Below are 10,935 nucleotides of genomic sequence, written 5' to 3'. Positions count from 1 at the left end.
GCTTTTTCTAACTCAGTTTTCTTTTGGGCGATACCGAAAAGCCCGTCGTAGACATCGATTTTACGTGTGTGATCTGTCTTTAGCTTTCAAGCAAAACTGCCCTTGTTTCCGGTAAAATCAAGTTCTGAGGACTGTGAATTCGGGAGAAACTTGGGGTGCCTACACTTGGCGTTAACATTGACCACATCGCCACCATTCGGCAAGCACGGCGGACGGTGGAACCAGACCCGGTAGCGGCGGCGGTACTGGCAGAATTAGCGGGTGCAGATGGAATTACGGTGCATCTGCGCGAAGATCGGCGGCATATCCAAGATCGGGATGTATTACTGTTGCGACAAACGGTGCGATCGCATCTTAATTTAGAAATGGCCGCTACAGATGAAATGCTAGCGATCGCTCTCGATATCAAACCAGATTACGTAACTTTAGTTCCCGAAAAGCGCGAAGAAGTGACAACAGAAGGCGGACTAAATATTGTCGGGCAAATTGCTAGAATAGGTGAAATAGTCGATAAATTGCAAAGCGCTAGCATTCCAGTTAGTTTATTTATCGATGCCGAATCAGCACAAATTGAAGCATCTGTCAAGGTACAGGCGCAGTTTCTTGAATTACACACCGGACAATATGCTGAGGCTAAAGATGAAACAAATCGCCAGCGAGAATTAGCCATATTAGCAAAAGGGTGTGAACAAGCGATTCACGCCGGATTGCGAGTCAACGCTGGTCATGGACTCACCTACTGGAACGTCTATCCAGTAGCTGCGCTTCCAGGCATGGAAGAACTAAACATCGGTCATACCATCATCAGTCGGGCAGCATTAGTAGGTATGGAAAGAGCAGTCCGGGAAATGAAACAAGCTATATGGGGGAATGGGGGATAGGGAATGGGGCATTGAGAAGAGACAAGGAAGAGGGGGGAGATAAGGGAGAGACTTGTTCAATAATTCCCCCTTGCTCCCTTATTCCCCTCATCTCCCCCTGCCCCCTGCCCCCCACTCCCACGTCTTAAAAGAGGGGTTGTCACTGCGAAATCTAGAAATTGGGATCAAATCTTTAGCAAAAACTTCTATGAGCGCAACACAATCTAACAACCTACCACTTTGGGTACAGGATCGGGATAAAGTGATAGCAGAAAGCACTGATGTCGAGTGGCGCTATCAGACACCGCCTGATTATTCCCGTTCAAAAGAGAATCTTGCTAAAGAAAGTACCTACAATCATCTTGAAGGAACACTGGAAGCGATCGTGCAAAACTTGGTGAGAACCTTCGAGATGGAAGTATCCTTCAAAGCTAACCCGCAAGAGTGGTTATCTATTGTGAATGATAACTTTCGCGTCAGTACCAATGGTGGAGTAGAGTATACAGCAGCAGATGTATCAGCCCAAGGTACTTACAATTTATTTATGGCTGATTCAGAGCATTACAAGGCTTCAGAAGAAAGCTTTGAATCATCCGGAAAACTCTTCCACACAACATTTCCCCAAGGATTTCCTTGGGAAGTGGTGGAAGTTTTCTCAGGGCCACCGAATGTAACATTTAAATGGCGGCATTGGGGACATTTTAACGGAGAATACAAAGACCATGCACCTACTGGAGAGACGCTAGAAATTATAGGCATGAGCATTGCAAAAGTTAGCGATGACTTGAAGATTATTTCCTTAGAACACTATTTTGACAATAATCTGTTCTTGGAAAAGCTAACATCTGGTGGCAAACAGATAAAATCTGAAAACCAGAAAAGTGCTTGTCCGTTCAGTTCTTGGTTCAAGAAATCTCAAAAAAGTTAGCTTGTAAGGGTACAGAGTCACTGTGCCCTGAAATTATTCACATAGCAACCAAAGGATGAAAATGCAAACATACCATTACGTTTTGGCAAGTCAACGCTTTCTTCTCCAAGAAGAACCGATACACGAAGTTCTCAAAGAACGCACTCGTAACTACCACGAACAAGAAAAACAAATAGATTTTTGGTTGGTTGAGCAACCAGCTTTCTTGGAAACACCGCAGTTTAAAGAGCTAAAGGCAAAGTGTCCCCAACCAGCAGTAGCAATTATTTCTACAAATCCCCAATTTATTACTTGGTTAAAACTGCGTTTAGAGTACGTCATCACTGGAGAATTCCAGGCCCCTTCTGAGGTAATACCAGATGCTTTGGCATCGTTAGCTACCGTATCTTAGGTATAGCGCATTGGGCATGGGACATTGGTTATTTTCCTTGTCTCCTTGTCCCATTGTCGCCCCCACTCCCCACTCACCATTCCCTAATTTTATTTTTGAGTAACAAAATATATTTTTTGACCAAGCCCCGTTGGGGCGGGGTTGCAGGTTCTAGAGAGCCCCAACAACCATCAATTTCACTTGCCCCGTCAATTCACCGGCGTAGCAAAAGGTCTCTGTCACTTGCCTCGACCAATGCCGTCCTCCCTATACCCTATACCCTACCCCCTATACCCTATTAGTGACACATATTTCATCACCATACTGAAGTAGCTAGGTTTTCAGCTTTTTTCTTATAAAATCTTTTAGGACACCTTAATTTACATAATCTAACTTTTGTGCATAGATTTCAGAATTTACCAAGTGTTTTAGGATTAGCGATTGCAGGGTTGATTGGTGGCATGAGTTCTGTACTTGCTCAAAAAACCATTCCCTCTTGTCAACCACCAAATGCGGGTGAGTATCTTTTATTAGTAGTCAGTCCCACAGCAAATAATCAAAAGCAGTTACGTAGCGCCTTACCACCTGAACTTAAAACTATCACCTGCAAATATCTCAACGAAACCGTGACGCGAGTCGGGGGCTTTAACAAAATTGACGATGCCAATCGTTGGGCAAGATATGTCAGTAATATTGTTGGCTTGTCTGCCATAATTACCACTCGACCAACAACAACGGCAGATGTGCAGCCACAGTCACAGCCAAAACCACCTCAGCAGACAGTCAGTTATAATCCTCAAGCATTAGGAGAAGGTTATGCAGTACTGGTAGATTATTACAACCGTCCAGAACTAGTAAATAGTGTGCAGCAAGTGGTCGGAGGTAACGTCGGTTTTGTTTCCTATGGACAACGCCCTTACTTGCTAGCAGTTTATACCACTAACCAAAGTGAAGCTTATAATACATTGCAAAAACTAAACAATGGCGGTTTCGTTGCCAGCCTAGTAGATAGTCGTAAAGTGATTCTGCTGCGCTCGACTGTGCGGTTTTAGTGATATTAAGTTCACTGGCATCCTGATGCAACCTACCAGATTGGTAATTTGTCAATTAACGGAATTTTAGATTTTAAATTTTGGATTTTAAATTCAAAATTTAAAAAGGTTTTAAGCGAATATATTTATTTATATTCGCTCTGTGAGAAACAAGTTATTTGGAATAAATCCTTTTACCCTTAATCTCCTGAATTTATTCACGAGGTAAATTTAAAATCAAAAATTCAAATTTTATTGACAAATTACCAGTTACTAATTATCAATAGCTGCTCAAACAAAGATTTCTTGCCCTAGTTCAATAAGCAGACCTAGCTAACCAATAAATGGTTATACCCAAAGCCGACCCAGCGATTACCTGAACTGGTGTATGTCCGAGTAATTCTTTAAGACGGTCTTGGCTAAAATCTGGTTTCTCATGAAATAATTCATCAATCATTTGATTGAGAATACGAGCTTGTTTACCAGCTGCCTGACGAACTCCGGCTGCATCATACATGACAATGATGGCAAAAACGATCGCAACAGCAAAATCAGGAGATGCCCAACCCAGTGTTTGCCCTACACCAGCGGCTAGAGCCGTAACCAGAGCCGAATGGGCACTGGGCATACCTCCGGTTGTCACCAAAACACGCACATTCAGTTTGCGATTTTTGACGATCTCAACCACGAGCTTTAATGCTTGAGCAATTAAACAAGCTACCAGAGCAACCAGCAGCACCCGGTTGTCTAAAATGTTGCCTATGTCCTGCATGGTATTTTGGTTAGGTTAGTAAATATTAGCAGCAGTTGTTGGTTGAGGAAACATTTAGATTCAACCCAAAATTCCCAAATTAATCTATTACGTTGGAGAAAGACCAACGATTCAAAATAACCTAAAAGCTTACTTGGATAAGCTTTTGTAATTTTGAATCAGTGAATTTTTAATTTTGCTGGGCAGTAGTAGTACAGTATGGTGTAAATAAACTACCCATTCCCAATCAATGAAACGCTTGCGGTATAGGAATTACGAATTATGAATTACGAATTACCCAAAGCGTTACTAGTTATTACGGCTAGTAATAAAATGAGCGATCGCTTGGAGTGGTTTTGCTCTGTCTCCAAATGGTTCTAATTCCACACAAGCTGCTTTAACTAGCTCTTGGGCTTTTGAGCGCGATTCCTCAAGTCCCCAAAGGCTAGGATAGGTGACTTTCTGGGCTTTTTGGTCTTTGCCAGCTGTTTTACCTAATTGCTCTTGGGTAGAAGTGATATCCAGAATATCATCAATGATTTGGAATGCTAGCCCAATATTTTGAGCATAACGAGTTAGCCGCTGCACATCTTCAGGCGATGTATTAGCGATCAACCCGCCACAAACTACGCAAGCTTCCAAAAGGGCGGCTGTTTTGTGTTTATGAATGAAATTTAGGGTTTCTAAGGAAATATCAGATTTACCTTCTGACTCCAAATCTACAATTTGACCGCCGACCAAACCACCTGCCCCCAATGCTCGACCAAGACGAGCAATGACCTGCAAGACTACCTCTCTCTTAACGCTTTGGGGGGTTTGAATGGCAACAGACTCAAAAGCAAGAGCCAACAAGCCATCTCCAGCCAAAATCGCTACATCTTCGCCATAGACTTTATGATTCGTCAGCTTGCCACGACGATAATCGTCATTATCCATCGCTGGGAGGTCGTCATGAATCAACGACATTGTGTGGATCATCTCCACAGCACAAGCTGTTGGCATGGCCATCTCAATGGTTCCACCCATCATTTCACAGGTGGCAAGGCAAAGAATGGGACGTACACGCTTACCTCCAGCTAATAACGAGTAGCGCATCGCCTCATAAATCTTTTCTGGATAAATGACCGGGATAGACCGATCTAAAGCATTATCACAAAGCTTTTGTCGCTCTTTTAGATAGGCTGCTAAGTTAAATGTGGCTTCCTCTGGTGGTGTCTTTTGCACGTTATCAGTTGCTACCATTCTTTAATTCCTGACATTTTGCGATTTTTGCCTTATACGTCACAATTTTAAGGTGCTGTGGCGCTGAAAAAAATGAAAAGTTAGGAGCACAGACGCGATTAATCACGTCTTTACAGGATTTAGGAGTTAAGAGTTATTAAGAATAACTTTTAACAGTTCATCTTTCTTCTTTTGCCGTTCTGGAATAGCTAGCAAATGTATTTTCCAACAATATGGCAACAGTCATCGGGCCAACACCACCAGGAACTGGGGTGATAAATCCTGCTACATCAGCGGTTGATTCAAAATGGACATCGCCAATCAGCCGACTTTTGCCATTAGCATCGGTGACGCGATTCATCCCCACATCTACCACAACAGCGCCCGGTTTCACCATCTCAGCAGAGATCAATCCGGGACGACCTACTGCTGCAATTAGAATATCAGCATTTTGGGTGATGGTTTTGAGGTCATGCGATCGCGAGTGAGCGATGGTGACTGTGGCATCAGCTTCTAATAGCATTAGCGCCATCGGTTTACCCACCAAAATACTGCGCCCCACGACTACTGCCTGTTTTCCCTGCAAAGGAATCTCATATTCTTGTAAAAGCCGCATCACACCAGCCGGGGTGCAGCTACGTAAACCGCTTTCTCCCCGTACTAGTCGCCCCAAGTTAACTGGGTGCAGTCCATCAGCATCTTTATCGGGATCAATTTGATGTAGCAGAGTTATAGCATCCAGGTGGTTAGGTAAGGGCAACTGTACAAGAATGCCATCCACTCTTTCATCGTGGTTGAGTGCAGCAATTACCTCTTCCAACTCCCCAAGGGTAGTTTGGGCAGGAAAATGCTTACCAAAAGAAGCGATCCCAACTTTAGCGCAGGCTTTCTCTTTATTGCGTACATAAGCGGCTGACGCTGGGTTATCACCAACCATCAACACTGCTAAACCAGGTGGTCGTCCAATTTTTGGTTGTAATTGTGTAATCGCAACAGAAAGTTCTTGCTGAATTTTTGCTGCTATTGCTTTCCCATCTAGGAGTTTGGTAGTTTTTGTTTCCATGAAAATTCCCAGCTATGTTCGCTTGTTGTCCAAAGTCCAAAATGAAAATATTGATTCTTGAATCTTGACTTTCGACTATTATTATGTTGCTGTGCTGTTTGATGTCGTAGCGTTTCTCTCACAGTAGATCCATAATGTTTATTTTCTCAGATCAACGGCATCATCTGAAGAATAAAGAATTGGGAGAATGGGGAGTAAGGGAAATGAGGAGACAAGGGGGAATTATTGAACAAGTCTCTCCCTTCTCTTTCCCCTCTTCCTTGTGTACCTTGTCTCTTCTCAATGCTCAATGACGCCAGTTGCTTCTCCCTTGGCGTAGCCTCTCCCTTTGGGAGAAGGGGAGACGCTACGCGAACAAGTCGGGCATTGCCCGCCCAACGCACTGGCTCCCCAGTGCCCCATGCCCAAAATAAATAAATCAGTGGCTTTTATGCAGCAAATGAGAAATTTATCCCTTTCATTCTTCTATGGGCATAGTATTGTTCCTTACCGTTTGGGGTTGACTTTTTTTCTGATAGCAGGACTTTGTAGTTGTGGTAACTTGACATCACCTGGCTTGCGTGGGGCTGGCTTGAAAATTGGGACAAATGTCACTCCAATTGGAGAAATTAAACCAAAACAAGACAATCAGGCTATAGTTTACATCCAAGGCCAGGTAGAAAAGCAAGCTCCCCTGATCAAACAGTGGGCTTATAAAATTAAGGACTCAACGGGCAAAATTTGGGTTGTCACCAATCAAAAAAATCTGGGTGAAGGTTCAGAAGTTGTAATTAAGGGTAAAGTTCGCTACCGAAGTATTCCCTTAGCTGGCAAAGAATTGGGGGAAGTTTATTTAGAAGAAGAATAATCAGCAATTAAAAATGAAGATATGAACAATCAACAGGTGCACGTTGCGATCGCAATTCTCTACCAGAAAAACAAGTTTCTCATGCAACTGCGTGACAACATCCCCGGTATTCTCTACCCTGGTTACTGGGCGCTGTTCGGCGGTCACATCGAACCTGGTGAAACGCCAGATGTAGCGGTAAAACGAGAAATTTTAGAAGAAATCGGCTATGAGCTACCACCCTTTGTTGAATTTGGCTGTTATCCCAACGAAAGAGTTGTCCGTCATGTCTTTCATGCACCACTCTTGGTGGAATTAAATCAACTGGTTCTGAATGAGGGCTGGGATATGGCGTTATTTACGCTAAAAGAGATTCGCCAAGGTAACTGTTATTCACAAAATGCTGGTAAAGTGCGACCTTTAGGGGCAATGCATCAGAAAATTATGTTGGATTTTATTGAGAAAAATCCAACATAATTTGGGAATGGGGCATTGGGCATTGGGCACTTGTACTGAGCGTTCGCGTAGCGTCTCGTAGAGAAGCCGAAGTATTGGGCATTGGGTATGGTTATTTTCCTCATCTCCCTCATCTCCCTCATCTCCCTCATCTCCCTTATCTCCCTCATCTCCCTCATCTCCCTCACTCCCCACATCCCTAGAAGCCAAAATAAAGTTAGAACGAACTCTTATGAGGTCATCACTAATGCAATCAGCAAACAAACTGCCGCGATGGTTAACTATAGGATTGGCCTTTCCCATTGCCATTCTCAACGGCTGGCTATTGCTCCAGGTTATACAGTATTTTCAACCCTTAGTTAGCATTATTGCCGCCGCCATCCTGCTGGCTTTTGTCTTGAACTATCCAATCCAGTTTCTCCAAGAACAAGGAGTGAAACCCAACTTAGCGATCGGGGGAGTGTTGCTTTTGACTCTGGTGATTTTAGTAGCTTTAGGCATCACCTTGGTTCCCCTGATTATTCAACAGCTGGTTGAACTGGCTAATATTTTGCCCAGTTGGATTGATTCTGGTACTCAGCAGCTGCAAGCTTTTCAGGATTGGGCGTTAAGTCAACAGCAACTTCCGATTAATTTAAGTGGTTTATTTACCCAAGTTCTGGAACAATTATCTAACCAACTTCAGTCCTTCACTGGTAGAATTCTTGGTTTTGCTGTCGATACCATTGGTAGTGTCCTGAATGTGTTGCTGGCAGTAGTGTTGACTATTTACCTAATATTGAATGGTGAACGTCTTTGGGACGGAATTTTTCAGTGGTTTTCTCCTAATATTGGGTCACGAGTACGGGAATTGCTGCGAGAGGATTTCCACAATTACTTCATCGGCCAAGCAACATTGGGAGCTGTGTTAGGCGTGACAATTACATTAGTGTTTTTAGCGCTGCAAGTTCCTTTAGCTCTACTGTTTGGCATTGGTATTGGCTTATTTTCACTCTTCCCCTTTGGTACGGGAGTCGGTATTGCCATAGTAAGTTTGCTGGTAGCGCTGCAAAATTTTTGGTTAGGAGTGGAAGTCTTAGGTGTAGCTGTTGCGATCGACCAAGTTAATTCTAATATTATTGCACCTCGAATTCTCAGTAATTTGACTGGCTTAAATCCTGTGTGGGTGGTGATTTCTTTATTGCTGGGTGCAAAGTTGGGAGGAGTACTGGGTTTATTAATTGCGATCCCTATAGCTAGTTTTATCAAGGATATAACAGATAGCTGGCAGGCTGGAGAGTTTAATAAGATAGAGGATATAGAGTCAGAACCTGTGACGGTAAAAAGTGAGAGAGCAGGAACTTATAGCTAAAATTCAATCATTCAGATTAACTGAAAAACTGGTGCGATAGTCCACAAATAAATTGCAAAATCCTAATTTAAGATGTCAAAAAACAAGAAGCTATTACTTTATGGATCAATAATTTTCCAGAAAGAAAAATAATGGCAAAAAACTGGAGCGTAGGCTTAGATAGCCGTAGGCATCGCTATTGACATCTAAGCAAAAATCTGGCGAAACATTAATCAATGATAAATCCATATAAAAGCATCATAAAATTCCTTTTCGTCAAGGGAATAATGGAATACAACGCTTGCAGAACATGACTGCGAAGCTCTACGCCAGAAAACCTAAGCAGTCAGTATTTTGAAAAAATGAAAAGTTGTTTAAAACTTACCTTTAATAATGGGCAAACAGCATTAGCTACTCAAGTTGAGCAGCCAGAAGAATTGCCTTATGCTCTTGAGACAATAGGGCTGTGCGGTTCGCGTCCTGTTTTAGTAGTAGTGGGGGGTGCAAGTAACATCAGTGAAGCTGACTTTCTCCGTATTCAACGGTTGTTTGTGGAAGTTTTAGCCCCCATCGCCGAAACTTTGGGGGCTTATGTCGTGGATGGGGGTACGGATGCAGGAATTATGCGAATCATGGGTACAGCTCGTACGCAAATAGGTGCTAAGTTCGCTTTAATTGGTGTGACACCTGAAGGCAAAGTGGCTTTACCTAATTATTCGGAAACTGCTACTGATTTAATACCGTTAGAGCCAAACCATACTCATTTTGTACTAGTTCCTGGGAAGAATTGGGGCGACGAGTCTCCTTGGATATCTTGTGTTGCCACTATGTTGGCTAATGATGCACCTTCGATGACAGTACTCTTGAACGGTGGTGAAATTACCTTTAAGGATGCCTTTTCTAGCGTTAATAGCGGCAGGGTAGTTCTTGTGATTGCTGGTAGTGGTAGAACCGCAGATATACTTGTAGATGCTTTGCGTGGAAAGGCTACTGATGAACGAGCCAAAAAGCTAGCTAAGTCTGGTACATTACAATACATCGACTTAATCGACATAGAGAAAGGAGTTGAGAATCTAGGCAAAGTAATTAAGAGGTTACTTTCTAATTAGGAGTAAAAAATGGCAAAAAAAGATAGTTATCACGAATCTTTAAAAGAAGATTTTAACAAGTTGTTTGCAGGTATTAACTTAGGTGATGTGCAAAAACATTTTTTGCGATCGCGCTGGTTGGATCAAGTACTCTGGATGGAAAGTAAGGCGAATTTATCGCGCGATCGCCATTATTTTTTACGGATAACAACTATTGTTGGTGGTGTAATTCTCCCAGCATTGGTAAGTCTAAACATTAACACTAATTTCAAACCTAACAATAGGGATATAATTATGTGGTCAACTTTTGGTTTGAGCCAAATAGTTGCTATTAGTGCTGCAATTGAAGAGTTTTTTCACTATGGAGAACGCTGGCGACACTATCGCCGAACAGTTGAATCTTTAAAAACCCAAGGGTGGCAATTTTCGCAGTTGACAGGCCCTTATCGTATTTATCCAAGCCACGAACAGGCATTTAATCTATTTGCAAGTCATGTAGAAGATATTATTCAGCGAGATGTGGAAATATATGCTACTCAAGTTGTACAAGAGAAGAAAGAAGAAAAACAAAATTATGAAGACCATATCCTTATGCAAAATACAAAGATAACTAATTTAGAAGAGAAGAAAGACGAAAAATAAAATTGATTCAATAAAGTCTCTCCTGCTAAATAAAAACATAATAATAGTTAAAAACAAGGTTCAGTAAAGTAATCGGGCTACTTAAGTTTTGATTATTTATGGACTTTATTTGATTTCAATAAATAAAAAAGCTGAAACTTAAATAAAAATAGAAAGGTTTTTCTTATACCAATTCTGTATGAAGGTGCGCTATATATGAGGAACGAACCGCCAAGGGCGCATTCGCGCAGCGTCTCGTCAGAGAAGGACGCAAAGAAATAAGAAGTCAAAAGAATTTACTGGAGTTTAGACTAAGCAACAAGAAAAGTGTCCGGCTTTCCAACCTGGAGACTTTCCACGAGGTTTGGGTGAACGGGCAGGAGTACCAAT

Annotated in this window: 12 protein-coding genes; 9 read left to right on the top strand and 3 right to left on the bottom strand. The window is 42.3% G+C overall.

Annotated features, from left to right (window positions below; genetic code table 11):
• Window positions 1-155 precede the first annotated feature (155 nt).
• From HWQ58_RS37890 to HWQ58_RS37875, 4 genes are all read left to right on the top strand, one after another.
• Window positions 156-881, top strand: coding sequence for a pyridoxine 5'-phosphate synthase (locus HWQ58_RS37890; RefSeq protein ID WP_292873925.1), 726 nt, complete (start codon window positions 156-158; stop codon window positions 879-881).
• A gap of 187 nt (window positions 882-1,068) precedes the next feature.
• Window positions 1,069-1,788: a SnoaL-like polyketide cyclase gene (locus tag HWQ58_RS37885; protein ID WP_292873923.1), complete on the top strand. Its 720-nt coding sequence runs from the start codon at window positions 1,069-1,071 to the stop codon at window positions 1,786-1,788.
• 61 nt (window positions 1,789-1,849) lie between these two features.
• On the top strand, window positions 1,850-2,179 hold the full coding sequence (locus HWQ58_RS37880) for an MgPME-cyclase complex family protein (protein WP_292873959.1): 330 nt from the start codon (window positions 1,850-1,852) through the stop codon (window positions 2,177-2,179).
• Window positions 2,180-2,556: 377 nt separating this feature from the next.
• Window positions 2,557-3,210 (top strand): hypothetical protein, encoded by a 654-nt coding sequence (locus tag HWQ58_RS37875; RefSeq protein ID WP_292873921.1) that lies wholly within the window; start codon window positions 2,557-2,559, stop codon window positions 3,208-3,210.
• Window positions 3,211-3,505: 295 nt separating this feature from the next.
• On the opposite strand, the gene HWQ58_RS37870 is transcribed toward HWQ58_RS37875, so the two are convergent.
• From HWQ58_RS37870 to folD, 3 genes are all read right to left on the bottom strand, one after another.
• Window positions 3,506-3,961 carry a divergent PAP2 family protein gene (locus HWQ58_RS37870; RefSeq protein ID WP_190939008.1) on the bottom strand — a complete coding sequence of 152 codons (456 nt, stop codon included), beginning with the start codon at window positions 3,959-3,961 and terminating at the stop codon, window positions 3,506-3,508.
• Window positions 3,962-4,249: 288 nt separating this feature from the next.
• Window positions 4,250-5,182, bottom strand: coding sequence for a geranylgeranyl diphosphate synthase CrtE (gene crtE / locus HWQ58_RS37865; protein WP_292873919.1), 933 nt, complete (start codon window positions 5,180-5,182; stop codon window positions 4,250-4,252).
• Window positions 5,183-5,339: 157 nt separating this feature from the next.
• Complete coding sequence (gene folD / locus HWQ58_RS37860; protein WP_292873917.1) at window positions 5,340-6,224, bottom strand: bifunctional methylenetetrahydrofolate dehydrogenase/methenyltetrahydrofolate cyclohydrolase FolD; 885 nt, start codon at window positions 6,222-6,224, stop codon at window positions 5,340-5,342.
• Window positions 6,225-6,654: 430 nt separating this feature from the next.
• On the opposite strand from folD, the gene HWQ58_RS37855 reads away from it, so the two are divergent.
• The 5 genes from HWQ58_RS37855 to HWQ58_RS37835 all read left to right on the top strand — a co-directional run bounded on the left by HWQ58_RS37855 (window position 6,655) and on the right by HWQ58_RS37835 (window position 10,566).
• On the top strand, window positions 6,655-7,071 hold the full coding sequence (locus HWQ58_RS37855; RefSeq protein ID WP_292873915.1) for a hypothetical protein: 417 nt from the start codon (window positions 6,655-6,657) through the stop codon (window positions 7,069-7,071).
• A 21-nt stretch (window positions 7,072-7,092) separates the two neighbouring features.
• Entirely contained in the window at window positions 7,093-7,527 is a 435-nt protein-coding gene (locus HWQ58_RS37850) for an NUDIX hydrolase (RefSeq protein WP_292873913.1), read from the top strand.
• Window positions 7,528-7,753: 226 nt separating this feature from the next.
• A complete protein-coding gene (locus HWQ58_RS37845; RefSeq protein WP_292873911.1) occupies window positions 7,754-8,857 on the top strand; it encodes an AI-2E family transporter in 1,104 nt (367 codons plus the stop codon).
• Window positions 8,858-9,198: 341 nt separating this feature from the next.
• Entirely contained in the window at window positions 9,199-9,945 is a 747-nt protein-coding gene (locus HWQ58_RS37840; RefSeq protein ID WP_292873909.1) for a hypothetical protein, read from the top strand.
• Between the two features lie 9 nt (window positions 9,946-9,954).
• The gene (locus tag HWQ58_RS37835; RefSeq protein WP_292873907.1) at window positions 9,955-10,566 is read left to right on the top strand and encodes a DUF4231 domain-containing protein; all 612 of its coding nucleotides are present in this window, start codon (window positions 9,955-9,957) and stop codon (window positions 10,564-10,566) included.
• Window positions 10,567-10,935 lie beyond the last annotated feature (369 nt).

Source organism: Nostoc sp. LPT, assembly GCF_017115165.1.
Taxonomy (GTDB): Bacteria; Cyanobacteriota; Cyanobacteriia; order Cyanobacteriales; family Nostocaceae; genus Nostoc.
The sequence above is the reverse complement of the archived record's forward strand: the minus strand, read 5'-3'. Positions and strand labels throughout refer to the sequence as shown.

What these genes read in the sequence shown, in the direction of transcription:
- HWQ58_RS37885 (WP_292873923.1), top strand. Translation starts at nt 1,069, where the DNA reads ATGAGCGCAACACAATCTAACAACCTACCACTTTGGGTACAGGATCGG.
- HWQ58_RS37880 (WP_292873959.1), top strand. Translation starts at nt 1,850, where the DNA reads ATGCAAACATACCATTACGTTTTGGCAAGTCAACGCTTTCTTCTCCAA.
- HWQ58_RS37870 (WP_190939008.1), bottom strand. Translation starts at nt 3,961, where the DNA reads ATGCAGGACATAGGCAACATTTTAGACAACCGGGTGCTGCTGGTTGCT.
- crtE (WP_292873919.1), bottom strand. Translation starts at nt 5,182, where the DNA reads ATGGTAGCAACTGATAACGTGCAAAAGACACCACCAGAGGAAGCCACA.
- folD (WP_292873917.1), bottom strand. Translation starts at nt 6,224, where the DNA reads ATGGAAACAAAAACTACCAAACTCCTAGATGGGAAAGCAATAGCAGCA.
- HWQ58_RS37855 (WP_292873915.1), top strand. Translation starts at nt 6,655, where the DNA reads ATGCAGCAAATGAGAAATTTATCCCTTTCATTCTTCTATGGGCATAGT.
- HWQ58_RS37850 (WP_292873913.1), top strand. Translation starts at nt 7,093, where the DNA reads ATGAACAATCAACAGGTGCACGTTGCGATCGCAATTCTCTACCAGAAA.
- HWQ58_RS37845 (WP_292873911.1), top strand. Translation starts at nt 7,754, where the DNA reads ATGCAATCAGCAAACAAACTGCCGCGATGGTTAACTATAGGATTGGCC.
- HWQ58_RS37840 (WP_292873909.1), top strand. Translation starts at nt 9,199, where the DNA reads ATGAAAAGTTGTTTAAAACTTACCTTTAATAATGGGCAAACAGCATTA.
- HWQ58_RS37835 (WP_292873907.1), top strand. Translation starts at nt 9,955, where the DNA reads ATGGCAAAAAAAGATAGTTATCACGAATCTTTAAAAGAAGATTTTAAC.